We start from the raw sequence: 23343 nt of genomic DNA on the forward strand, positions 1-23343 counted from the left end.
CCCCGGGACCCTAGGCTGGCGGCGTGAACTTCTTCCGCAGGCTCGTGCTCGGGACCGGCCGGCTGCCGGAGCCGATGCGCGCCGGCCTGACCGCCGAAGGGATCGTTTACCTGGCCGAGGGGTTGTCCGGTTCGGTGCGCTACCACGCGTACCGCGCCCCCGGCGTACGCCGCTTCGGTGCGGTCGACGCGACGATCGGCGCGCTGGTGGTGACCCGGCAGCGGCTGGTGGTGTGGCTCGCGGCGGGCGAACAGAAGGGCAAGCACATCGACGTCCCCCTGCGGGACGGCCGCCCGGCGGGGATCGAGGTCCGCGCGGAGGAGGGCCGGGTGATCCTCGGCTACGATCCGTCGGCGTTCCACCCGGACCGCTCCGGGCACGTCGAAGTGCACCTCAAGACCCCGGACGCCCCGAGGATCGCCACCCTCCTGCACGCGACTTAGGCGTCCACCGCGAGCCGGTACCCGCGCTTCACCACCGTCTGCACCACCCGGCCGCCGCCGAGGGACGTCCGCAGGCGGCCGATCGCCGTCTCCACCGCGTGCTCCTCGCCGCCTCCCGGCAACGCCGAAATCAGCTCGCGGCGCGAAACCACCCGGCCCGGCGACACCGCCAGCGCTCGCAGCAACGACATCGGCGCCGGGGCCACCTCGCGCCACTCGCCGTCGACCACCGCCGCCTGGCCGCGGAGCTCGATCGACAGCCCGCCCGCCGAAAACCGGGGCGACCGCGACAGCAGCGTCTCCGAAACCGTCCGGGCCAGCGCGCCGATCCGCGCCCGGTGCGGCTGCACCGTCGGCACGCCCAACGCCGCCAGCGGGCCCGCCGTGATCGGGCCGACGCACGCCGCCACCACCGGGCCGGACAGCGCCGAAACCAGGCCCGGCAGCCGGCCCGTCCGGCGGGCCAGCGCCAGCAGCGACGCCACCGCGGGCGCGCTCGTGAACGGCAACGCGTGGATCGACCCGTCGAGGACGCCGTCCAGCAGGCGGTCCACCGGGCCCGGGTCGACCGGGCCGACCCAGCGGTACACCGAAATCTCGATCACCTCGGCCCCGGCCGCCCGCAGCGCCTCGACGAAGTACGGCAGCGGCTCGCCGTGCAACTGCACCGCGATCCGCCGGCCCGCGACCCCCGACGCGAGCAGGTGCTGCAGCAGCTCCGCGTTGCTCTCCGACGCCGGCGAGTACGCCTCCGAAAGCCCCGCCGCGCGGATCGCGCCGGTCACCTTCGGGCCGCGCGCCAGCAGCTCGGCCGTCGAAAGCCGGGCGACCAGCGCGTCACCGAGGCCCCAGCCCTCGGCGGCTTCGAGCCAGCCGCGGAAGCCGATGCCGGTGGTCGCGACCACCGCGTCCACATGCGACTCCAGCAACGCCGCCGTCGCCGCGCGCAGCTCGGTGTCGTCCGTCAGCGGCACGATCCGGATCGCCGGGCCGTACCGGACCCCCGCCCCCTTGCGCACCAGCAGCGCGCCGAGCTCGTCGGCCCGGCGCGCCGCGGTGATGCCGATGACAAAACCGGCCAGCGGGAGCACTTCCGTCACGGCGACTCCACTTCGACCACGCCTTCCCGCACGCGCACTTCGTACACCGCGACGGAGACCCCCTCGGCGTCCAGGCACCGGCCGCTGTCGAGCGCGAACCGTTCTTTGTAGACCGGTGAGGCCACCACGGGCACCCCGCCCGCGTCACCGACGATGCCGCGGGAAAGCACCGCCGCACCGCTGCACGGGTCCCAGTTGGACAGTGCGTACCAGCGGCCCGGCAGCCGGAAGATCGCCACCTGGACACCGTCGTCGAGCAACGCCGCGACCCCCGCGTACTCCGGGACCGCCGACGCCGGGCAGACCGCCGTCCAGGTTCGTTCGATCGACGTTGTCATCGGCGTACCTCCGGGACCCCCAGCATGACCGGCACTTTCTGCGAACGCTCCGACCGGAACGCGATCGCCGGGTCGGGTGTGCCCGGCGCGTTGACGAACGAGGTGAACCGGGCCAGCTTCTCCGGGTCCTCCAGCACGCCCTTCCACTCGTCGGCGTAGTTGTCGACGTGCTTGGCCATCGCCGCGTCGAGGTCCTCGCAGATGCCGAGCGAGTCGTCGACGATCACCGCGCGCAGGTGGTCGAGCCCGCCGTCCAGCTCCTCGATCCACGGCGCGGTCCGCTGCAGCCGGTCGGCCGTGCGGACGTAGAACATCAGGAACCGGTCGATCGTGCGGATCAGGGTGGCGGTGTCCACATCGGACACCAGCAGCTCGGCGTGCCGGGGCGTCGTGCCGCCGTTGCCGCCGACGTAGAGGTTCCAGCCGTTCTCCGTGGCGATGATCCCGAAGTCCTTGCTCCGCGCCTCCGCGCATTCCCGCGCGCACCCGGACACCGCCGACTTGAGCTTGTGCGGCGACCGCAGCCCGCGGTACCGCAGCTCCAGCTCGATCGCGAGCCCGACGCTGTCCTGCACGCCGTAGCGGCACCACGTCGAGCCGACACACGACTTGACCGTGCGCAGCGCCTTGCCGTAGGCGTGCCCGGACTCGAACCCGGCGTCGACCAGCCGCCGCCAGATCAGCGGCAGCTGGTCCACGGTGGCCCCGAACAGGTCGATCCGCTGGCCGCCGGTGATCTTCGTGTACAGCCCGAAGTCCTGCGCCACCTGGCCGATGACGATCAGCTTCTCCGGCGTGATCTCCCCGCCGGGAATGCGCGGCACGACCGAATAAGTGCCGTTGCGCTGCAGGTTCGCCAGGTACCGGTCGTTGGTGTCCTGCAACGTCAGCTGCTCGCCGCCGAGCACGTGCCCGTTGCCGAGCGTGGCCAGGATCGACGCGACCGCCGGCTTGCAGACCGCGCAGCCACTGCCCGAGCCGTAGCGGCCGATCAGCTCGCTGAACGTCGTGATGCGCGTGGCCTGGACGATCTCGAACAGCTCCGCGCGTGACTGCGGGAAATGCTCGCACACGGCCTTCGACTGCTCGACCCCGCACGCCGTCAGCAGCTTGCCCAGCAGCGGGACGCAGGAGCCGCACGCGGTCCCGGCCCGGGTGCAGGCCTTGAGCTTCGGCACGGAGTCGCAGCCGTCTTCGTGGATCGCGCGGGTGAGCGCGCCCTTGGACACCGCGTTGCACGAGCAGATCTGCGCCGCGTCCGGCAGCGCGTCGACACCGACGGCCGCGCCGCCGCCCGCCGGGGCGAGGATCGCGCCCGGCTCGGCCGGCAGCGGACGGCCGACCAGCGCGCGCAGGGTGTTGTACTCCGTCGCGTCGCCGACGAGCACCCCGCCGAGCAGCGTCTTGCCGTCGTCGGTGACCACGAGCTTCTTGTACGTCCCGGCGACCGCGTCGTTGACCGCGACTTCCAGCGCGCCTTCCGCCCGGGCGTGCGCGTCCCCGAACGACGCGACGTCGACCCCCATCAGCTTCAGCTTCGTGGACGTGTCCGGCTCCGGGAACGTCCCCGACCCGCCGGTCAGCTGCGCGGCGACGATCTCCGCCATCGCGTAGCCCGGCGCCACGATGCCGTACACCTTGCCGTCGACCGCTGCGCACTCACCGATCGCGTACACCGCCGGATCGCTGGTGCGGCAGGAAGAGTCGACGAGCACACCGCCGCGCGGGCCGACGTCCAAACCGGACTGGCGGGCGAGGTCGTCGCGCGGCCGCACCCCGGCGGAGAACACAACGAGGTCGACGTCCAGCTCGGTCCCGTTGCCCAGGCGCGCCACCAGCCGGGAGCCGTCGGCCTCGATGGCGTCGGTCGACGTTCCCGTGTGGACGGTCACGTCCAGCGCGGTGATGAGCCGCCGCAGCAGCGCGCCGCCGCCCTCGTCGACCTGCAGCGGCATCAGCCGCGGCGCCATCTCGACGACGTGCGGGGAAAGTCCCATGTCCCGCAACGCCTTCGCGGCCTCCAGGCCGAGCAGGCCACCACCGATGACCACGGCCGAGCGCCGCCCGCGGCCCGGCTTGTCGACGGCCGCCGCGCGGATCGCGTCGAGGTCCTCGATGGTCCGGTAGACGAAGCAGCCGGGCAGGTCGTGGCCGGGCACCGGCGGCACGAACGGCCGTGAGCCGGTGGCCAGGACCAGCGCGTCGTAGGAGACCACGGCGCCGGACGCGGTGGTCACCGTGTGCGCGGTCCGGTCCACTGACGTGACCAGCTCGCCGAGCCGCAGGTCGACCGAGGGATCGTTCGCGTAGTCCGAGCCCGGCAGCGCCAGGGAAGCCGGGTCCCAGGTGTCCACATAGGACGTCAGCGCCACCCGGTCGTACGCCGGGCGCGGCTCCTCGGACAGGACGACGACGTGCCAGGAGCCGGCGGGGTCTTCCGCCCGCACCGCCTCGACGAGCCGGTGCGCGACCATGCCGTGTCCGGCGACGACCAGGGTGGGCATCTCAGACCTCCGCTCCCGCGAGCGCCAGACCGCGCTCACCCGTCGGTTGTTCGGCGGGTTTGCGCAGGTAGACCACCCACGTGACGGCGAAGCACAGCCCGTAGAAGACCAGGAAGCCGATGAACGCGGGCACCCCGCTGCGAGCGTCGGCGAACGACTGCCGGAACGCGAGGTTGATGAACAGGCCACCCTCGGCGCCGATCGCGCCGGCCAGGCCGATCAGCGCGCCGGACAACCGCCGCGCCTTGAGCAGCTCGGCCGCCTCGTCGGCGCCGTTCGCGATCGCCGTCCGCGCCTTCGCCCGGAAGATCGCCGGGATCATCTTGTACGTCGAGCCGTTGCCGACGCCGGCGAGCACGAACAGCACGATGAACGCGACCGTGAACAGCACCAGGGACTTCGACGTCGACGCGAGGATCAGCACGACCGTCGCCAGCGCCATCCCGGCGAAGGTGGCGACGGTGATCTTGCCGCCGCCGATCCGGTCGGCGAGCCAGCCGCCCGCCGGGCGTGAGAGCGAGCCCAGCAGCGGGCCGAGGAACGTGACCGCGGCCGCCTGCAGCGGCGTGCGGCCGAACTGGTTCTGCAGCACCAGCCCGAACGCGAAGCTGTACCCGATGAACGAGCCGAACGTGCCGACGTAGAGCAGTGACATCACCCAGGTGTGCGCGTCCTTGACGACCTCGCGCATCGCCTTCGTGTCGCCCTTCACCGTGGCGAGGTTGTCCATGTAGAAGTACGCGCAGACCGCGGCGACCACGATCAGCGGGATGTAGACGTAGAGCACGAGCCGCGGCGCGGTGGCGCCCGCCGTGCCGATCACCAGGAGCCCGACCAGCTGGATGGCCGCGACGCCGAGGTTGCCACCCCCGGCGTTGAGGCCGAGGGCCCAGCCCTTGTGCTTCTCCGGGTAGAAGGTGTTGATGTTCGTCATCGACGACGCGAAGTTGCCGCCGCCGACCCCGCCGAGGGCCGCGACCAGCAGGAACGTGCCGAGTGACGTGCCGGGGTGCAGCACGGCCGCGGCCAGGACCGTCGGGACGAGCAGCAGCAGCGCGGACACGACCGTCCAGTTGCGGCCGCCGAACTTCGCCACGGCGAAGGTGTAGGGCAGCCGCATCAGACCGCCGACCAGCGTCGGCGTCGAGACGAGCAGGAACTTGTCGGCCGCGGAGAAGCCGTAGTCCTTGCCCATGAACAGGACGATGACCGACCACAGTGTCCAGACCGAGAAGCCGATGTGCTCGGCCAGCACCGAGAACCACAGGTTGCGGCGGGCGACCCGTTTGCCGGTCGACGCCCAGAACTGCTCGTTCTCCGGTTCCCAGTGCTCGATCCAGTGCTTTCCTTGGTGCGCCACGGCGTTCTCTCCTCGGCGTCTCGGGGACAGGCCCTGACGCTAAGGAGGCCGTGTTACTCGGAATCGACCGAATGTTTCGGGCAGTTGACATTGCGGCGGACCTCACGCCGCCCTGGCGGTGAGGTGCACGCGCTCACAGGACGCCGCTGACCTCGCGGGCCGCCGCGCGGAGGCCGTCCAGCGCGGCGTGCGTGGACCGCGGGTTCAGCGCGTGCGCCGCCAGCCGGAACAGCACCGCGCGCAGCAGCAACTGCGGCCACTCCGGCAGGTGCGCCCAGCGTTCGAGCAGGTCACGGGTCGCGTCGCCCCAGGCGAGGGCGTCGACCGCGACGATCGCCGCGCCGTACTCGCCCGGGCGGTAGTACGGGACGAAGTCGACGACACCCGGGGCGGCGTCGCCGTCGAAGAGCAGGCCCGCGAGCAGCTCGCCGTGCGCCACCTGCGACGGCAGCCGGATCGGGCGGCGGGCGCCGGCGAGGACCTCGAACCAGCGGCCGCCCTTCGTCTCCTCGAGCGGGACTTCCAGCTCTTCCCACGCGACGCGGTCGGCGACGGCGTCGACGTCCTTGCGGCCGGCGATGAAGTCCGGCCGCGGCAGGCCCATGGTCGCGCGGTGCAGCTTCACCGCGGCCAGCACGGAGGCGTCACCTCGGTGTTCCGGCGCGCCCGCGACGAACCGGGACGCCGTCCAGCCGCCGACGATCCAGCGGCCGTCGGAGGAGCGGACCGGCTTCGCCACGCGCAGCCCCGGCTCGTCGACGTAGTCGAGCGCGCGGGCCGTCCAGAGCGTTTCCGCCTTGTCGGTGACCGGCTTGAGCACGAGGTCGCCGCAGCGCCACGCCGCCGAGTCCGGCATCGGCTCGCTGCCGTCGTCCAGGCCGCCGAAGGCCGCGCAGACGTGCGCCGGGGGACGTTCGAGGGTTGACCGCACAACTGGTGACGGTACCCGGCAGAGCCCGCCACGATCGAGAAGACGCGCTGGTCACGCAGTGTTTTGGAACGTGCGGGACGACTCGGGCGAAACGCCGTGAAGGCCGCCTCCGAAGCCGGAGGCGGCCTTCACGGGAGCCACTGTCAGTAGGTCGGCAGGCTCGGGTCGATCTGCTTCGCCCAGGCCAGGACACCGCCGCCGAGGTGCGTCGCGTCCTTGAAACCGGCCGCGTGCAACGCGGCGAGCGCCTCCGCGGACCGGGCGCCGGACTTGCAGTGCAGCACGATCGGCTTGTCCTGCGGCAGCTCGGCCAGCGCCTCGCCGGACAGGATCCGGTCCTTCGGGATCAGCGTCGCGCCCTTGATGTTGACGATCTCGTACTCGTGCGGCTCGCGGACGTCGATGAGGGCGAAGTTGTCGCCGTTGTCGAACTTGGCCTTGAGCTCCGCCGGCGTGATGGTGCTGCCCGAGGCCGCCGAAGCCGCCTCGTCGGACACCACACCGCAGAACGCCTCGTAGTCGATCAGCTCGGTGATCTGCGGGGTCTCCGGGTCCTTGCGGATCTTGACCTCGCGGTACTTCATCTCCAGCGCGTCGTAGCTGATGAGGCGCCCGAGCAGCGTCTCGCCGATGCCGGTGATGAGCTTGATCGCCTCGGTCACCATGATCGAGCCGATGGACGCGCACAGCACGCCCAGCACGCCACCCTCGGCGCAGGACGGGACCATGCCCGGGGGCGGCGGCTCCGGGTAGAGGTCGCGGTAGTTGAGGCCCTTGCCGTTCGGCGCGTCCTCCCAGAAGACGCTGACCTGGCCCTCGAAGCGGAAGATCGAGCCCCAGACGTACGGCTTGCCGAGCAGCACCGCGGCGTCGTTCACCAGGTAACGCGTGGCGAAGTTGTCGGTGCCGTCGACGATCAGGTCGTACTGCTCGAAGATCTCGAGCGCGTTCGACGAGTCCAGCCGGTCGGTGTGCAGGTGCACCTTGACCAGCGGGTTGATCTCGGCGATCGACTCCTGCGCGGAGGCGGCCTTGAGCTTGTCGATGTCCGACTGGCCGTGGATGACCTGGCGCTGCAGGTTCGACTCGTCCACGACGTCGAAGTCGACGATGCCGAGCGTGCCGACCCCGGCCGCGGCCAGGTACAGCAGCGCGGGGCTGCCGAGGCCGCCGGCGCCGATGACCAGAACCTTCGCGTTCTTCAGCCGCTTCTGCCCGGTCACCCCGACGTCCGGGATGATCAGGTGACGGCTGTACCGCGCCACCTCTTCCTTGGTGAGCTCGGCAGCCGGCTCGACGAGCGGCGGCAGTGCTGACATCGGGTCCTCCATCTCGCGGGTGCGTCCATCCCACTATGCACAACACGCGCTGGCAAAGAGACCTTCCCGCATGCCCAGATGCTGGGATCAGGGTTGGGGGGTGGGATTCGGCCAGGCGTTGGGGACGCAGGTGCGGCCGTCCTTGGCCACCTTGCCCCTGTCGCCGCCGGGGATGTCGTTGAGCATCGACACGTAGTCGTCGTCCACGCCGAAGGACTGCTGCATCATCACCGGCGCGGGCTGGTTGTTGCCCCCGCAGCCGACGTGCTGGTTGCCCAGGGCGTGCCCGACCTCGTGGTTGATGGCGTACTGCCGGTAGCCGGTCATGTCGGCGTTGTACGCCTTCGCGCCGCGCACCCAGCGGGCCAGGTTGATCAGCACCCGCCCCATGCTCTTGCGGTAGCAGGACGCCTCGAACTTGATCTGGAAGCCGCAGGCATCGGCCCGGTGGGTGGTCTCCGGGGTGGTGAGGCTCACCCGGAACGTCGGGTTCGGGAAGCTGGCGTCGACGCGCTGCAGGGAGAGCCTGCCGTCCCAGGTCCAGCCCTTCTTGGGGTCGGACAGCGTGCCCTGGACGGCCGCGGCGAACGCGTCGTCCCCGGCGTAGCTCGCCGGGTCGATGCCGTCCTCGACCTCGATCGTGTAGGTGTACGGCTTCCCGGTGCCGACCTTGGGGCCGTTGCCCGGCACGACGTGCCACGTCCCGGCGCCGGCCTGGGTGAACGGGCTGCCCTCGGGCAGGTCGGCGGTCGGCACCTTGAGGTCGACCGGGGTCGCCGGGTTCTCCGGGATGGTCTGCTCGCCGTTCCCGTCGATGGCGCCGCCGGCCGCGTCGCCGCCCGCCGACTCGACGCCGGCGGGCGCGCCCTGCTCGGCGATCGGCTCGGCCGGGCTGTTCGCCGTGTTGACCACGACGAGCACGGTCAGCACGACGAGGATCGGCAGGGCGTAGACACGCCAGCCGTAGGTCCTGGTGAGCTTGTGCAGCGCCGACTGGGGCGGGTCGGCCTCCGCCTTCGCCTGCTGGGCCTCCTTGTGCGGCTTCCAGGAAGCGCTCAGCGGCTCGGCGGTGGTCCGGCGGCCACCCGGGCGGTAGCGGTCTTCGGCGACGCGCTCGGCCGGCGCCCTCGACGGGCGGTACTGCCCGGTGCGCGGGGGGTCCTCGGGTTCCGGGGCGCCGTGCGGCGCACGGCGGGCCGACGCGCGGTGGGGAGCCCGCCGATCTTCGCCTCGCGCGTCCTGCTTCACCCGGTCCACCGCACCAGGGTGCCACAGCGCCGGGCCGCCGCCCTCGGCGACTGGCGGGTCGTCCGGCGATCAGTGGGCACCCGATCGGGTCACCAGGTTCCGGCGTCGACGTGCTCCCACATGCCCAAAACGGCCTTCGCTACGGCAATCGGGCGTTCCATCTGCGCCACGTGGCCGGTGCGCGGGAGCACGAGGAGCCGGGCCTTCGGCAACGCGCGCGCGGTCCGGACGGCGCGTCGCACGGAGATCACCCGGTCGTCGCGGCCCCAGACGACCAGCGTCGGCGCCTGGACCCGGGGCGCGGCGGCCCAGAGGGACGCCTTCCCGAGCGTCGACCAGGCCCGGAAGATGGCGAAGGTGCTGCGGGCCATCGCGGGCGCGGCCCAGGTGAACCCGGCGCGGGCGCCGTGCTCCTCGGTCAGCTCGTCCAGCCGGCTTTCGGGGAACCTCGACGGGTCGGCGAAGCACAGCTTGATGACCTGCGCGGCGCGTTCCCGCGGGCCGAGCGCGGCCAGCTGCGCCCGCACGCGCCCGCCGACCAGCGGCAGGTAGGCCAGCGCCATCCGCGGGTCGGACAGCCGTCGCGGGTCGGGCCGGCGATCGGGCATCGCCGGCGAGATGAGCGTCAGCGTCTTGACCAGCTCCGGCCGCCGTTCGGCGATGAGCAGCGCGATCGCGCCGCCCATCGAGTTGCCGAGCAGGTGCACCGGCGCGCCGACGGCCTCGATGTGCCGCGCGACGACGTCCGCGTGCGCCTGGAGGCTGAAGTCGAAGCCCGCCTCGGGCTCCGAATAGCCGAACCCGGGCAGGTCGGGGGCGGTGCCGCCGGCGACCGGCGCGAGCAGCGCGGCCAGGTCGGTCCAGTTCGTCGAGGAGCCGCCGAGGCCGTGCACGTAGACCGCGGGGACGCCGTCCGGACCCGGGGTGCGGCGGACGTGGAGGCGGGCCGGGCCGGTTTCTTCGAAGGTCGCCGGCCAGGGCGGGAGGATCGGCTCCAGGGGCGGAAGTTCCCTGGTCGACATGGGCACGTGGGTCAGCGGCGCCCGCGTGGTCGCGGCGGTGTTCACGAATCCAGGATGCCCGACACTTGGCAAGGCATACATACCGGCGAGTAATCTTCAGGGCGACTTCACGCGGTGGCGACCCCGCCCGTCGAAGGGTGTGAAGACGGGAGGAAGAGCATGACGGAGATGACACGGCTGCAGCAACGTGGGGTGCGGCTGCCCCGGACCGAGCGCCGGGCCCAGCTCCTCGCCGCGGCGCAGCGGGTCTTCGCCGAGAACGGCTACCACGCCGCCGCGATGGACGAGATCGCCGAAGTGGCCGGTGTCAGCAAGCCGGTGCTCTACCAGCACTTCCCCGGCAAGCTCGACCTGTACATCGCGCTGCTGGAAAGCCACGTCGACGAACTGGTCAAGCGCGTCCAGAACGCGTTGAACTCGACGACCGAGAACAAGCAGCGCGTCCCGGCGACGGTCGGCGCGTTCTTCGACTTCGTCAGCAACGACGCGGGCGCGTTCCGGATGGTCTTCGAGTCCGACCTGCGCGGCGAGCCGGCGGTCCAGGAGGCGGTCGACCGCGCGACGTCGGCGAGCGTCGACGCGATCACGGACACGATCACCGCGGACGCCGGTCTCGACGAGGACAAGGCGCGACTGCTGGCGGTGGGCCTGGTCGGGATGAGCCAGGTCAGCGCCCGGTTCTGGCTGCAGCACCACCAGTCGATGAGCCGCGAGGAGGCAGTGGCCCTGACGGCCAACCTGGCCTGGCGCGGCATCGGCGGCGGCTTCCCCCTCAAGGACTCGTAACGCCGAAGGCGGAGCTTTCACGTGAAAGCTCCGCCCCCAGGTGGTCGCTTTCACGTGAAAGCGACGCTTTTGGCAGTCGGTGTCATTTTGCGGTGGCGGTCCGGACCAGCGCCGAGATGCGACGGGCGACCTCGGACGGGCGCTCCTGCGGGAGCATGTGCCCGGCCCCGGGGTAACGGACGAACTCCGCGTGCGGCAGCTCGTCCGCGATCACCTTCGCGTGCGCCAGCGGGCAGAGCCGGTCCCGCTCCCCCGCCAGCACCACCGACGGCACGTCGCACAGCGCGCCCAGGCCGCCGACGCCGCGGTGGGCCGCGATCGCGTCCAGGAACAGCCCCGCGCTCGCCGGGTGCGCGGTCAGCAGCTGCTCGACGACGCTGTCCACCTGCGCCCGCCCCGGCCGCGCGCCGAACACCAGCCGCCGCGCGCCCGAGCGGACCATCCCCGGCCGCAGCCGCAGCGTGTCCGACCGCAGCCGTGCGAGCAGGCGGGCCACCCGCGGCTCGAACCGCGTCACGCCCCGCCCGACCAGCCCCGGGAACCCGAGCGTGAGCTTGTCCATGTCCCCGGACGACGTCGCCACGAACGCCGCGCCCGCGAGCCGCTCCCGGACGAGCTGCGGGTGCCGCTCGGCGAGCACCATGAGCGTCATGCCACCCATCGAATGCCCGGCGAGCACGAGCGGGCCGTTCGGGACGCGGTCGGCGATCAGCTCGGCCAGGTCGTCCGCGAGCCGCGAGATCGACGCCGACCCGGGCCGCGCGTGCGCCGAGCCGCCGTGGCCGCGCAGGTCGTACCGCAGCACGCGCACGCAGGGGTCGAGGTGCGGCAGCACGAAGTCCCACGTCCGGTGGTCCTGCGTCCAGCCGTGCACGAGCACGAGCGTCACCGCCGAGTCGGCCGGCCCGGACTGCTCGACGTGCAGCGCGGCGCCGTCACTCGCGACGAACCGGTGCCCGAGCGACGGGTCGCGCAGCCGCGCCGCGGTGGTCATCGGCCCGCCGGGAGCAGGAAGGACTTGCGCCAGAAGTACTTCCCGGGCAGTCCGACCAGGCCGGACTCCTGCAGGAACGGCATGATCTTCTCCCCGGCCCAGGCGATCGTGCCCTGCCAGTGCGGGTTGTTCAGCGCCGCCTCGACGCCGTCGCGCGGCCGGATGCCGACCGCCTTGTAGACGTTCGGGTTGATGAACGCGCGCGTCACGAAGTACGAGATGACCGCGATGATGAACTGCTGGTAGGCGATTTCGGCCTTCGACAGCTTCGCCATCCCGCGCGTGACCTCTTCGCGGGCGAAGGTGACGTGCCGGGCTTCTTCGAGCACGTGGATCCGGTTGACCATCCGGACCAGCGGCTGGACGCCGTCGTCGTTCATCTGCTCGCGCTGCAGCCGGTCGAGGACCTCCTCGGCGACCAGGATCGCGCCGTAGCGCGCCGGGCCGTAGGAGATCGTCGGCATCAGCTTCGCGAGACGCCGCAGCCACGGCACCGGGCCGTAGGCGGGGCAGCCGATCCGCGACGCCATCCGCGCGAACATCGTCGAGTGGCGGCATTCGTCGGCGATCTCGGTGAGCGCGAACTGGGCGTGCGCGGACGTCGGGTCCTGCTCGTAGACCTCCTTGAGCAGCATCTGCATCAGGAGGATCTCGAACCACAGCCCGGTCGTCGCGACACTCGCGACCTCGTGCTTGCCCAGCTCGATGCGCTGCTCCGGGGTCAGCTTGTCCCAGAGCTCGGTGCCGTACAGCGAGGAGCGTTCGTCCAGGATGAAGCGTTTGCCTTCGACGAGCGGCGCCGCCCAGTCGATGTCGACATCGGGGTCGTAGAACTTGTTCGCCGACGACTTCAGCAGGCGCTCCGCCGTCTTCTCGCGATCCGGTTCCTTCAGCGTCCGCGTCATCGCCGACACCCCTTCCGCAATGTGTAACTTGAGGTAACAGTTACCTGTGCGTAGCATGAGCCCCGTGATCGAACGTGTCAAGCGCTCCGGCAAGCCGTCCAAGCCCTCGTCGCGCGACGGGGAGGCGACCGGCGACGCCCGGCGCGACCGCTGGCGCAAGCACCGGATCGCGCGGCGCAAGGAGTTCGTCGAAGCCGCGCTGCGGGCGCTCGACACGCACGGCCCCGACCTCGGCATGGAGGACGTCGCCGCGGAGGCCGGCGTCACGAAACCCGTGCTGTACCGGCACTTCGACGACAAGGCCGATCTGTATGTGGCCCTCGGCCAGCGCGGCACGGAGATCCTCTTCGAGCGCCTGATCCCGGCGATCAACGCCGAGCTCGCGCCGGTGCCGCGGATCCGGATGGCCCTCGACGCGTTCTTCACGGTGATCGAGGAGCACCCGAACCTGTACCGGCTGCTCGCGCACGGCCGCCCGGAGAAGCCGGTGTCGTCCGACGTCGTGGCCGAGGACAAGGAGCTGATCGCGTCGGCCCTGACGGCGCTCCTCGGCGACTACATGCGGATGTTCAACATGGACTCCGGCGCGGCCGAGCCGTGGGCGCACGGGATCGTCGGAATGGTCCAGAACACCGGCGAGTGGTGGCTCGACCGCCGTTCGATGAGCCGCGACGCGGTGGTGGAGTACCTGACGCAGATCATCTGGGCGGCGATCGACGGCCTGACCCGCCAGAACGGCGTGGTCATCGACCCGAACCAGCCCCTGGAAGCCAACAAGGTGGTCCAGCTGGGCCGCGCCGAGCCTTTGGAGGAGACGTCATGAGCGACCACGACGAAGACGGCTACAGCGGCGAAGCGACCCTGGTGGTCGACGGCGTCTCGCTGACGACGACGGTCGAGCTGCGCGGCTACTTCCAGCCGATCGACGGGTTCTACCGCTGGTACGGCCGGGTGGCCGTGAACGAAGAGCTGACGAAGCTGGCGGGCGGAAAGAAGAAGCCGGTGTCCATCCAGGCCGGCGCGTATTCGGCGACCGGGGAGCTGTCGGACCCGGACCCGTGGGGCCGGTACCGGATCATGGGGACCAGCACCCCGCCGTTCACCGTGCCGACGACACTGGAAGAGCTCAACGCCTGAACGCCGTGAAGGCCCCCTCGGCCGAGGGGGCCTTCACGGACTTCGGAACCGGTTCGGCCAACCCGCGCGGTGGCCGACCCGGCCGGGTTCAGGGCTGCCGCGGGCCGGGCAGCTCGCGGCCGGGCAGCCAGCCGTTCGGGATGTCCGTCGCGCGCCACTTGCGGATGCTCAGGCGGACCGCCGTGACCGGCGCCTCGAGGAACGGCGCCGCCTCCGGCACCTTCGCCACCAGCAGCTCGCGGACCAGCGCGTCGTCCTCGGCCGGGACGACCTCGGCGAGGGCCTGGGCCTGCAGGAACGGCTGCATCGGCGAGCCCGTCGAGACGACCACCGACACGACCGGGTTCTCCCGGACCGCGGCCAGCGTGCGCCCCCGGTCTTCGAGGACCAGGTTGAGCGTGAACGGCCCTGTCTCGGCGAAGTAGACCCCGCCCACCCAGGGGCCGTCGCTGCCCGAGGTCGCGAGGAACATCGACTTGTGCGCGCACAGGGTGTCCCGCACGAGGTCCGCCACGGCGCCGGCCAACGGCTCGACAGTGGTCATGCTTGCTGCTCCCGGAAGGTCTCCTCCGGCGCCCCGTGGCACCGGATCGCCAGCCGAAGTTAGGCGGCGGCTTCGCGACACTCCAAGGAAAACGCACCGATCCGGTGAAAGCGCGAAGGCCACCCCAGGACGTCCTGGAGTGGCCTTCGCGGGCTCAGAGGCTGTCAGTCGCCGACGCCGAAGCCGACCTTGCGCACGTCGGACGGCGCGATCTCGACGTAGGCGATGCGGTCGGAGGGGACGATGTACTTGCGCCCCTTCTCGTCGCTGATGCGGAAGAGCCCGTCACCGGCCGTCAGGGCCTCGGCGACCAGCTTCTCCACCTCGTCGGGAGACTGGCCACTGGACACCACCAGCTCGCGCGGGGTGTCCTTGATGCCGATCTTGACCTCCACGTGGGACCTCCGCTGGAAATTCGAAAGGGATGTGCCCGGCAAGGCTAACCGAACCGGGTCGTTGCGGTGCCGCATGTCCGCGCCCGGCCACTTCGTCGTGTCTCGGAACTCCATCGGGATCAGCCCAGGCCGAGCGCCTGCATGCGCTTCGTGTGCCCCTGTTGCAACCGCCGGAACAGCGCCGCAATTCCGGAGAGGTCGCCCGACCCGCTGATGATGAGCTCGGCCAGGCCGTCGCGCTCGGCGACGACGTACTGGGCCTGCGTGAGGGCCTCGCCGAGCAGGCGGCGCCCCCACAGCGCGAGCTTGTCGCGGGTCTTGGGGTCGGCTTCGATCCCGGCCGCCACCTCGCGCTCGGCGAAGGCGGAGTGTCCGGTGTCGGCCAGCACGGTGAGCACCAGGTCCTTGGTCTCGGGGTCCAGCCAGCTGGCGATCTCCCGGTAGAGGTCGGCGGCGAGCCCGTCGCCGACGTAGGCCTTGACCAGCGACTCCAGCCACGACTTCGGCGGGGTGGAAGCGTGCCAGTCGTCGATGTGCTTCACGAACGGCGCCATCGCGTCTTCGATCTTGACGCCGTTGCCGGCCAGGTGGTCCGACAGCAGGCCGTAGTGCCCGATCTCGGCGGCCGCCATCGTCGCCAGCGCGGCGCGTCCGGCCAGCGTGGGGGCACTGCGCGCGTCCTCCGCCAGCCGGTCGAAGGCGGACAGTTCGAGATAGGCGATCACACCCAGAAGGTCGACGACGCCTTCGCTGATCTCTTTCGGCTCGCTCACGGCGGCCAGGGTATCGCCGAAGCACCCGGGCGTGTCGGGACGAGACCGATCCCACTGGCTCCGGCGCGCCGGGTACTGTTGAAAAACTGCTGACCAGGTACACTGGCATTCGATATCGAAGCTTCCGTACGCCATACCGGCGTCGGGAAACAGGCGGGCCACGAGGCCGGCCGACGTACTGCAATGTGCGTGCACGCCTCTTCCGGCATTCCCGGGACGGACCGGTTCCGCGCTTCAGATCAGCGCCAGGGACCAGGGTTTCTCCCGGTCGAGTGTCGAAACGGGACCCAGGGTTGTGCGCGCTGGTCACGAGAGAGGCGATCACCCTGACCGCAGAAATCCCCACAACCGAACAGACCCCCGCCGTCGCGCTGGAACACAGCGAGACCGGCCCGGCCGCGCTCGACACGTCGCACCCGCTCCAGGCGGGCGTCGAGGTCGAGCCGGAGGCCCCGACCTTCGCGTCCTTCGGCGTCAAGCCGGAGATCGTCAAGGCCCTCGGCGAGGCCGGCATCGAACGCACCTTCGCGATCCAGGCGCTCACCCTCCCGCTGGCGATGGCCGGCGACGACCTCATCGGCCAGGCCCGCACCGGCATGGGCAAGACGCTGGGCTTCGGCGTCCCACTGCTGCACCGCGTGCAGGTCCCCGGCGACGGCACCCCGCAGGTGCTGGTCGTGGTGCCGACCCGCGAGCTGTGCATCCAGGTCGCGAACGACCTCAAGGGCGCCGGCAAGCACCTCGGCATCCGCACCCTGGCCATCTACGGCGGCCGCCCGTACGAGCCGCAGATCGAGGCGCTCCGCAAGGGCGTCGACGTCGTGATCGGCACCCCGGGCCGGCTGCTCGACCTGGCCGAGCAGCAGCACCTGGTGCTGGGCAAGGTCCGCGGCCTCGTGCTGGACGAGGCCGACGAGATGCTCGACCTGGGCTTCCTGCCCGACATCGAGCGCATCCTGCGGATGGTGCCGGACGAGCGGCAGACCATGCTGTTCTCGGCCACCATGCCCGGCCCGATCATCACGCTGGCCCGCACGTTCCTGCGTCAGCCGACGCACATCCGCGCCGAGGAGAACGACGCCGGCGCGGTGCACGAGCGCACCACCCAGTTCGTCTACCGGGCGCACTCGATGGACAAGCCCGAGGTCATCGCCCGCGTGCTGCAGGCCGAGGGCCGCGGCCTCACGATGATCTTCAGCCGCACCAAGCGCACCGCGCAGAAGGTGGCCGACGACCTGGTCGAGCGCGGCTTCGCCGCCGCGGCCGTCCACGGTGACCTGGGCCAGGGCGCCCGCGAGCAGGCGCTGCGCGCGTTCCGCTCGGGCAAGGTCGACGTGCTGGTCGCGACCGACGTCGCCGCCCGCGGCATCGACATCGACGACGTCACGCACGTGATCAACTACCAGTGCCCGGACGACGAGAAGACCTACGTCCACCGCATCGGCCGCACCGGCCGCGCAGGCCGGACCGGCGTCGCCGTCACGCTGGTCGACTGGGACGAAGAGCCGCGCTGGAAGCTGATCTCCGACACCCTGGGCCTCGACAAGCCCGAGCCGGTGGAGACGTACTCGTCGTCGAAGCACCTGTACGAGGACCTGGGCATCCCGGCGGGCACCACCGGCCGGCTTCCGCTGGCCAACCGCACGCGGGCCGGCCTGGCCGCCGAGGAGGAAGAGGACCTGGGCGGCAAGCGCCGCGGGCCGCGTGGCCGTGGCCGCGGCGACTCCTCCTCGGCTGCTTCGGAGGAGACGCCGCGCAAGCGCTCCCGGGCGCCGCGCAAGCGCACCCGCGGTGGTTCGCGCGCGGCCGAGGCCGTCGAGGCCGCCGACAAGGCTGCCGCCGCTTCGGACGGGGACGCTCCCGCGTCGTCGGAGGGCCGCACCCGGACGCGTCGCCGCACCCGCGGCACGGCGCCGGAGACGACCGGTCCGGCGGTCGAGAAGGAGGCCGGCGAGAACGCCGAGCGTCCGGCTCGGCGCCGCCGCCGTCGCCGCCCCGCCGCGACGTCTGATACACCTGCGTCGGCAGACTGAACCTGAGCGGCGGGGGTCCGGGCACGTGAGCGACGTCGAGAAGACGCCTGAAGAGGAACCGGCGCCGGCTTCCGAGGCCCCCGGATACGGCTCCGAAGACGTCCTCGACGACGTCGAAGTCACCCCGCCCGCGCCGCGGGTCAAGGCGCGCCGGTCGCCGTGGAACCGCGGGCGGGACCGGGTGCTCGCCGCGGTGATCGCGGTGGTCGTGGTGGCGGTCGCGCTGGTCGTCGGCATGACGAGCGACAGCGCGGCCACCGACCGGACCGAGGCGGACCCGCCGCCGCCGTTGCCCGCGGCGCCGGACAAGGTGCCCGGTTCGCTGGCCGAGCTGTGGAGCGCCGCGAGCGCGTCGACCCCGGTGCCGCTGGTGGCCGGCGACTCGGTGGCCACCGCGGACGGCGGCGAGGTCGCCGCGCGCGACCCGCTGTCCGGGCAGATCCGCTGGCACTACACGCGTGACCTGCCGTTGTGCACGGTGAACGAGACGTGGGGGCGGCTGAACGCCGTATACCACAAGAGCCTCAACTGCAGCGAGGTCACGCAGCTCGACCCGGGCACGGGCCGGATCACGGCCCAGCGCAACGGCAACGCCGAGCTGGGCACACAGCTGGTCAGCGACGGCTCCCACGTGACGGCGACGGGCAAGAAGCTCCTCGACACCTGGCGCGACGACCTGGTGAAGAGCGCCGAGTACGGCCAGGTCCCGGCGCTGGTCAACGCGGGCAAGCAGCCCCGCTCGGGCTGCACGTACGGCACGGTGGCGGCGGCGTCGGGCAAGGTCGGTGTGATCGAGCGCTGCCCGGGCGACCCGGCCGACCGCCTGACGGTCTACAAGGCGGCGCCCGAGAAGGACGACGAGCCGCAGGTGTCGTTCAGCAGTGTGCTGGCGGGCAAGCGCGCCCGGGTGATCGCGATGTCCGGCGAGCTGACGGCGGTGGTGTTGCCGGACCAGAAGCTGATGGTGGTCTACAACGGCGACGGTTCCCAGCGCGCGGCGTACCCGCTGGACGTGCCCGCGGCCGACCTGGCGGCAGACCCACCCGGCGGCGTCGAAGCGACCACCCAGACGCCGGCGAACGTGTACTGGTTCAGCGGCTCGAAGACGATGGCCCTGTCCCGCGACGACCTGTCGCCGCGCTGGACGCTGAGCAGCGCCATGGGGCCGGGGATCATCTTCGCGTCGCAGCTGGTGGTCCCGATCAAGGGCGGCCTGGCGGTGCTGAACGAGAACGACGGTTCGACGATCCGCACGGTAGGGGTGGACCGGCGCGGGTACGCAGGCGCGGTCCGGCTGGGCGCGGCTGGTCCGGTTCTGCTGGAAGAGCGCGGCACAACCCTGACGGCCCTGAAGTAGGTCCCGGCCCGTGATGCCCTTCCAGTCACGGCTGATGCCCCGCTGATCACGCGAGAAGCCCGCCGGATCACGAGTGATGCCCGCCCAATCACGCGAGTTCCGGGCTCACGCACGCGAGTTCCGGGTCCAATCACGCGTGGGCCGGCCCGAGGTCGCGAATTCCGGCCCCACGCACGCGAGTTCCGGGCCCAATCACGCCAGTTCCGGCCCGGATCACGCGAAACCCGGCAACCCGAGCGGTCAGGTGAGCCAGAACAGAGTCAGCGCCGACACCGTCAACAGCACAACCGCGGCTCCCGCTCCCACCGCCGTCACCCCATTCCGCCGGTCCGCGACCCGCTGCGCCAGCAGAGCCAGCACCGCCGCGACCAGGTGACCGATCAGCATCGCCGCCCCCGGCCCCGGGGCGCCCGTGTACAGGCTGATCGCCCCCACCGCCAGCACGCCCACCGCCAGGACCGCGAGACCCGCCGCCAGCGAGCCCGTGAAGCCGCGCCACCAGCGTCCACGCTCCTTCGCCGGAGCGACGGGCGCGACAGGTTCGACGGCCGCGACAGGTTCGACAGCCTCCGACGCCGCCGAAACCGGCACCGTCTCGGCATCAGGCGCGCTCGCTGGCAACGGGACCGGCACGGTTGCCAGTTCGTCGGTGTCCGGTGAGGCCACTTACCCTCCTGTTCAGGGCGCGAGCAGGTCCCACGGCTGCGCCTGCGGGGCCGTTTCCTGGCCCACCGCGCAGCTCGGCCTGAAGTCGCACCAGGCGCAACGGCGGTCCGGGCGGGGTGGGAACAGCACGTCGCCGTCGCCGCCCGCGTCCAGGGTATCCGTGGCCAGCCTGAGGTCCGCGGCGGTCTCCTCCGCGCGCTGCAGGTGCCGCGCGAGGCTTTCCGGTGTGTGCTCCGCCGCCGCGATCGTGCCGCTCGGGAGGTGGTGCAGCTCGACCGTCTTGCACGGCATCCGCAGCGTCCGCGCCGCCGCCACCGCGTACAGCGCCAGTGCCTGCGACGCCCGCGCTTCGTACTCGTCCGGGGGACGGCGGCCCGTCTTGTAGTCGACGATCACCAGCTCCCCCTCGCGCGAGTCGATGCGGTCCGCACGGCCCTCGATGATCATCGACGGCCGCTCCCCCGGCTTCGAGTTCACCGGCGCCGACACCCACCGCTCGAGCCCGGCCGGGTCGTGGGTGACGTCGTTGTCCTCGACGTACTCGGCCACCCACCCCTTGGCCCGCGCGCGGTACCGCGCCGCCTGCTCGGCGTCCTCGAAGCCCGCGTCCTTCCAGAACTCCGCCACCAGCGCCACGGCCCGCTGCGGCACCCGCTTGAGCACCGGCAGGTCGAACAACGCCCGCAGCGCGTTGTGCACCACCGCGCCGAGCGTGCTGTGCGCCCACGGCCCGGTGCGCTGCGGTGTCGGCCTCGTCAGGTACGACAGCCGGTACCGGCGCGGGCAGTCGTCGAAGGTCGCCAGCCGCGCCGGGGACACCTTCGTGAGCCGCACCGGTTGCGCGACGCCGAAATCGAAGCCCATCTGCTCCTTCACGATTCCCCACGCTACGCACCACCACCGACACTTTCCGCGCGGGGCGGGCCACCCCGCGCGGAAAATGCCTGCTACCGCACCACCAGCACCGTGTGCGTCCCGCCGCCGACGGACAACGTGCCGCCCCGCACCGCACGGCCGTCCAGCAGCACGACCCGCGCGGCCGGCACCACCAGCGAGCCGGACGTCCCGCGCGGCGCCGTAACGGTCAGCGAGAACACCGGCCCGAGCTGAGACCACGAAGCGGACAACGCGCCCTTCGGCGTCGGCACCGCTCCGCGCGCCCAAGCGACCGAGCCCGGCTTCGGCGCAACCTGCCACGTCGCGAAGCCGGGCGACGTCGGCGAGACGCCCAGCAGCTCGTTCGTCAGCGCCGGCACCACGCCCGTCGACCAGCCGTGCGCGGCCGACGTGTACCCCTGCTCGTAGTGCGAGCCGCCGTCACCGATGCCTTCCCACGCCGTGGTGCCCGGGTCGTGCGTGGCCATCCAGCCGTACATCCGCTTGATCTGGTCGATCGCCGACGCCGTCTGCCCGGTCCGGAACCGCGCCTGCAGCTCCGGGAACGACGTGAACGCGTACACGCGCTTCGTGCCGTCGGAAACCAGAGTGTCGTTGTCCATGAACGGGTTCCCGTACGGCAGCGCCCCGGCCGCCAGCCGCGCCAGCGAGGACGACGCCTGCGCCGGCGACGCGATGCCGGCCAGGATCGCCTGGCTGTTGCCGTCCTGGCCGTGGCGCACCGCGCCGGTCCCCGAGTCGAGGTACGCCCCCGCCGCCGGGTCCCACAGGTACTGGTTCACCGCCGCCGCGACGCCGGAAGCCCGCGAAAGCCACCGGTCAGCGTCGGCGGCGTGTCCCGTCGCGCGCGCCAGGCCTGCTGCGCCTTGAAGCGCGCGGACGTACAACGCGTTGTAGTACGTCACTTCGCCCGTACGCGGCAGGAACGCGTAGTCGCCGTAGCCGCCTGTGCCGTTAAGCCCCTTCGAGAGCAACCCGCGCGAATCGGTGACGGACGGGTACCACGCGTCGAGCGTCTTCACGAGGTTCGAGTAGTACGAAGACGCGTACGCGGTGTCGCCCGTGTAGAGGACGTAGTCCCAGCTGGAAGTCACCCACCAGAGCGGATAGTCGAACAGCGGCAGTGTGTAGTCGTTGATCGACGCGGGCGGGATCCAGCCGTCGGCGCGCTGGTGGTCGGCCAGGTCGGCCAGGACGTTCTTCGCCGCCGTGCCGTCCTGGTGCGTCAGGTACTGGGTCAGCCCGGACACGGCGACGTCGCCGACGTACGGGTCGCGGTCGCGCTTCGCGCCGTCGTGCAGCACCAGCTTCCCGTCCAGCGACGGCGAAAACGCGCCGCGCGGGTCCACATCGGACTCGCGGAAGGTGTCCATGCCCAGCTCGTTGGTGTACGAAGCGGCGTACCAGTACTGGTTGAGCTGCTCGTCCGACGACTCGAACCAGCCGCGGTAGGTGTCCGGCGTGCCGAGGAACGGCGTGAAGTCGAGCGAGACGCCGTTGATCCGCACCTCACCGGACGGCTGCGTGAGCGGCGCGTCCGACGCGAGCGCGTCGAGGCTGATCCGCAGGTAGCGGAAGCCGCGCAGGCCGTCCGCGCACACCTGGGTGCCGGCGGCGCAGCCCTTCGTGTCGCGCCAGACGGTCGGCGTCGTGGGCACGGCGATCTGGTCGCTGCCGGGCCCGCCGGAGAAGTCCGAGCGGCTGAAGTCGGAGCGTTCGCCCAGGTACTGCTGGGTTTCCGAGGTCGACACGCGGACGCCGGGGTGGTTCGCCGACGCGCCCGCGAAGGAGATCTTCGGGTATCCGGCGACGACCTTGCCGAAGTCGAGCACCGCGACCGGCGCCGGCGGGTCGGCGACCAGGCCCGGCCAGACCTCGGTGACCCGGCTGAACTCGCCCGACGGCGTCGCCTGGTCCTTCGTCACGGTGATCCGGACCTGCGCGGTGGTCACCGCGCGGTCGAACGCCACCGCGCGCTGCACCGCGGTGTTGCCGGTCACCGTGGCCGCGGTCCGCCAGGCGCCGCCGTCGAGCACGTCGACCGTGAAGTCCTGCGGCACACCGTCCACACTGGACAGAACCGTGACGCCGGGAAGCGCGACCGGCGCGGCCGCGGTGATCGTCAGGACGTCCGGGTAGGCGCCGATCGTGTCGTCGTTCCAGAAGGTGTCGGTGTTGCCGTCGACGGCGTTGCCGGGCTCGTACGTCCGCGGCTGGCCGTTCCCGCCGTTGTTCGGCGCGTGGAACGACGACGCGGCCGCCGTCGTCCCGCCGGGCCAGGCCGGCTTCGGCGGCGGCGCCTGCCGCTTGAACGTCGTGACACCGCGGCCGAGCAGGCCGTTCGGGTTGGTGACGTCACCGGTGGTGGACAGCACGCGCACCGGCCGGACGTTCCGGCTCGACGGCGCGACGACGTACTTCTGCCAGCCGGGCGCCGCGTCGGCGGGTGTCGCGACGACACCGCTCGCCACCAGGACCGCCACCGGCAGGAAAACCCTGAGCCACTTCATCGAGGCCTCCGCAAGGCGCTTGAATCGTTTCAACCGCTGAGTTGGGATTCAGGCTGCGGGAGACGTGCCAACGATGTCAAC

The 23343-nt window shown here is 71.7% G+C and carries 22 protein-coding genes; 6 read left to right on the forward strand and 16 right to left on the reverse strand.

Translation table 11 applies throughout. The annotated features are described in order from the left end of the window. The first annotated feature begins 23 nt into the window (after window positions 1–23). Complete coding sequence (locus ACZ63E_RS09620; RefSeq protein ID WP_465335617.1) at window positions 24–443, forward strand: hypothetical protein; 420 nt, start codon at window positions 24–26, stop codon at window positions 441–443. On the opposite strand, the gene ACZ63E_RS09625 is transcribed toward ACZ63E_RS09620, so the two are convergent. From ACZ63E_RS09625 to ACZ63E_RS09660, 8 genes are all read right to left on the reverse strand, one after another. Then, window positions 440–1543, reverse strand: coding sequence for a uroporphyrinogen-III synthase (locus tag ACZ63E_RS09625; RefSeq protein ID WP_465335618.1), 1104 nt, complete (start codon window positions 1541–1543; stop codon window positions 440–442). The genes ACZ63E_RS09620 and ACZ63E_RS09625 overlap by 4 nt on opposite strands. Then, window positions 1540–1881, reverse strand: a complete 342-nt coding sequence (gene nirD, locus ACZ63E_RS09630) for a nitrite reductase small subunit NirD (protein ID WP_465335619.1) — start codon at window positions 1879–1881, stop codon at window positions 1540–1542. The genes ACZ63E_RS09625 and nirD overlap by 4 nt, the downstream gene beginning before the upstream one ends. Further along, window positions 1878–4385 carry a nitrite reductase large subunit NirB gene (nirB, locus tag ACZ63E_RS09635; protein ID WP_465335620.1) on the reverse strand — a complete coding sequence of 836 codons (2508 nt, stop codon included), beginning with the start codon at window positions 4383–4385 and terminating at the stop codon, window positions 1878–1880. The genes nirD and nirB overlap by 4 nt, the downstream gene beginning before the upstream one ends. Window position 4386: 1 nt before the next feature. Continuing rightward, window positions 4387–5745 (reverse strand): nitrate/nitrite transporter, encoded by a 1359-nt coding sequence (locus ACZ63E_RS09640; protein ID WP_465335621.1) that lies wholly within the window; start codon window positions 5743–5745, stop codon window positions 4387–4389. A gap of 133 nt (window positions 5746–5878) precedes the next feature. Continuing rightward, complete coding sequence (locus ACZ63E_RS09645; protein ID WP_465335622.1) at window positions 5879–6676, reverse strand: TIGR02569 family protein; 798 nt, start codon at window positions 6674–6676, stop codon at window positions 5879–5881. Window positions 6677–6819: 143 nt separating this feature from the next. Then, entirely contained in the window at window positions 6820–7995 is a 1176-nt protein-coding gene (gene moeZ, locus ACZ63E_RS09650) for an adenylyltransferase/sulfurtransferase MoeZ (protein WP_465335623.1), read from the reverse strand. A gap of 87 nt (window positions 7996–8082) precedes the next feature. After that, complete coding sequence (locus tag ACZ63E_RS09655) at window positions 8083–9252, reverse strand: DUF3152 domain-containing protein (protein WP_465335624.1); 1170 nt, start codon at window positions 9250–9252, stop codon at window positions 8083–8085. 80 nt (window positions 9253–9332) lie between these two features. Further along, the gene (locus ACZ63E_RS09660) at window positions 9333–10265 is read right to left on the reverse strand and encodes an alpha/beta fold hydrolase (protein WP_465336089.1); all 933 of its coding nucleotides are present in this window, start codon (window positions 10263–10265) and stop codon (window positions 9333–9335) included. Window positions 10266–10424: 159 nt separating this feature from the next. On the opposite strand from ACZ63E_RS09660, the gene ACZ63E_RS09665 reads away from it, so the two are divergent. Beyond that, entirely contained in the window at window positions 10425–11051 is a 627-nt protein-coding gene (locus tag ACZ63E_RS09665) for a TetR/AcrR family transcriptional regulator (protein ID WP_465303004.1), read from the forward strand. An 82-nt stretch (window positions 11052–11133) separates the two neighbouring features. Here the strand turns inward: ACZ63E_RS09665 and ACZ63E_RS09670 are convergent, their stop codons facing one another. Beyond that, window positions 11134–12045 carry an alpha/beta fold hydrolase gene (locus tag ACZ63E_RS09670; protein ID WP_465335625.1) on the reverse strand — a complete coding sequence of 304 codons (912 nt, stop codon included), beginning with the start codon at window positions 12043–12045 and terminating at the stop codon, window positions 11134–11136. Further along, complete coding sequence (locus tag ACZ63E_RS09675) at window positions 12042–12950, reverse strand: AurF N-oxygenase family protein (protein WP_465335626.1); 909 nt, start codon at window positions 12948–12950, stop codon at window positions 12042–12044. The genes ACZ63E_RS09670 and ACZ63E_RS09675 overlap by 4 nt, the downstream gene beginning before the upstream one ends. A gap of 55 nt (window positions 12951–13005) precedes the next feature. On the opposite strand from ACZ63E_RS09675, the gene ACZ63E_RS09680 reads away from it, so the two are divergent. Beyond that, window positions 13006–13773, forward strand: coding sequence for a TetR/AcrR family transcriptional regulator (locus tag ACZ63E_RS09680; protein WP_465335627.1), 768 nt, complete (start codon window positions 13006–13008; stop codon window positions 13771–13773). Next, a complete protein-coding gene (locus ACZ63E_RS09685) occupies window positions 13770–14087 on the forward strand; it encodes a DUF4873 domain-containing protein (protein ID WP_465335628.1) in 318 nt (105 codons plus the stop codon). The genes ACZ63E_RS09680 and ACZ63E_RS09685 overlap by 4 nt, the downstream gene beginning before the upstream one ends. Before the next feature lie 88 nt (window positions 14088–14175). On the opposite strand, the gene ACZ63E_RS09690 is transcribed toward ACZ63E_RS09685, so the two are convergent. The 3 genes from ACZ63E_RS09690 to ACZ63E_RS09700 form a co-directional block, all read right to left on the reverse strand. Next, window positions 14176–14631, reverse strand: a complete 456-nt coding sequence (locus ACZ63E_RS09690; protein ID WP_465335629.1) for a pyridoxamine 5'-phosphate oxidase family protein — start codon at window positions 14629–14631, stop codon at window positions 14176–14178. 164 nt (window positions 14632–14795) lie between these two features. Beyond that, window positions 14796–15026 (reverse strand): DUF3107 domain-containing protein, encoded by a 231-nt coding sequence (locus ACZ63E_RS09695; protein ID WP_284747446.1) that lies wholly within the window; start codon window positions 15024–15026, stop codon window positions 14796–14798. A gap of 119 nt (window positions 15027–15145) precedes the next feature. Next, on the reverse strand, window positions 15146–15799 hold the full coding sequence (locus tag ACZ63E_RS09700) for a ferritin-like fold-containing protein (RefSeq protein ID WP_465335630.1): 654 nt from the start codon (window positions 15797–15799) through the stop codon (window positions 15146–15148). A 485-nt stretch (window positions 15800–16284) separates the two neighbouring features. Between ACZ63E_RS09700 and ACZ63E_RS09705 the strand changes: the two genes are divergently transcribed. Next, window positions 16285–17832, forward strand: coding sequence for a DEAD/DEAH box helicase (locus ACZ63E_RS09705; protein ID WP_465336090.1), 1548 nt, complete (start codon window positions 16285–16287; stop codon window positions 17830–17832). Window positions 17833–17857: 25 nt separating this feature from the next. Next, entirely contained in the window at window positions 17858–19189 is a 1332-nt protein-coding gene (locus tag ACZ63E_RS09710; RefSeq protein WP_465335631.1) for an Rv3212 family protein, read from the forward strand. A 240-nt stretch (window positions 19190–19429) separates the two neighbouring features. Here ACZ63E_RS09710 and ACZ63E_RS09715 read toward each other — a convergent pair whose 3' ends face one another. From ACZ63E_RS09715 to ACZ63E_RS09725, 3 genes are all read right to left on the reverse strand, one after another. Further along, window positions 19430–19855: a hypothetical protein gene (locus ACZ63E_RS09715; RefSeq protein ID WP_465335632.1), complete on the reverse strand. Its 426-nt coding sequence runs from the start codon at window positions 19853–19855 to the stop codon at window positions 19430–19432. 12 nt (window positions 19856–19867) lie between these two features. Beyond that, a complete protein-coding gene (locus ACZ63E_RS09720; protein ID WP_465336091.1) occupies window positions 19868–20719 on the reverse strand; it encodes a RecB family exonuclease in 852 nt (283 codons plus the stop codon). Between the two features lie 83 nt (window positions 20720–20802). Further along, on the reverse strand, window positions 20803–23262 hold the full coding sequence (locus tag ACZ63E_RS09725) for an alpha-L-rhamnosidase-related protein (RefSeq protein WP_465335633.1): 2460 nt from the start codon (window positions 23260–23262) through the stop codon (window positions 20803–20805). Between the last annotated feature and the right edge of the window lie 81 nt (window positions 23263–23343).

The sequence above is a fragment of the Amycolatopsis sp. NPDC104819 genome, assembly GCF_055583145.1.

Coding starts and splice junctions, on each gene's coding strand:
- ACZ63E_RS09660 (WP_465336089.1), bottom strand. CDS start 10,265: ATGTCGACCAGGGAACTTCCGCCCCTGGAGCCGATCCTCCCGCCCTGG.
- ACZ63E_RS09670 (WP_465335625.1), bottom strand. CDS start 12,045: ATGACCACCGCGGCGCGGCTGCGCGACCCGTCGCTCGGGCACCGGTTC.
- ACZ63E_RS09720 (WP_465336091.1), bottom strand. CDS start 20,719: ATGGGCTTCGATTTCGGCGTCGCGCAACCGGTGCGGCTCACGAAGGTG.
- nirB (WP_465335620.1), bottom strand. CDS start 4,385: ATGCCCACCCTGGTCGTCGCCGGACACGGCATGGTCGCGCACCGGCTC.
- nirD (WP_465335619.1), bottom strand. CDS start 1,881: ATGACAACGTCGATCGAACGAACCTGGACGGCGGTCTGCCCGGCGTCG.
- ACZ63E_RS09675 (WP_465335626.1), bottom strand. CDS start 12,950: ATGACGCGGACGCTGAAGGAACCGGATCGCGAGAAGACGGCGGAGCGC.
- ACZ63E_RS09690 (WP_465335629.1), bottom strand. CDS start 14,631: ATGACCACTGTCGAGCCGTTGGCCGGCGCCGTGGCGGACCTCGTGCGG.
- ACZ63E_RS09680 (WP_465335627.1), top strand. CDS start 13,006: ATGAGCCCCGTGATCGAACGTGTCAAGCGCTCCGGCAAGCCGTCCAAG.
- ACZ63E_RS09665 (WP_465303004.1), top strand. CDS start 10,425: ATGACGGAGATGACACGGCTGCAGCAACGTGGGGTGCGGCTGCCCCGG.
- moeZ (WP_465335623.1), bottom strand. CDS start 7,995: ATGTCAGCACTGCCGCCGCTCGTCGAGCCGGCTGCCGAGCTCACCAAG.
- ACZ63E_RS09685 (WP_465335628.1), top strand. CDS start 13,770: ATGAGCGACCACGACGAAGACGGCTACAGCGGCGAAGCGACCCTGGTG.
- ACZ63E_RS09725 (WP_465335633.1), bottom strand. CDS start 23,262: ATGAAGTGGCTCAGGGTTTTCCTGCCGGTGGCGGTCCTGGTGGCGAGC.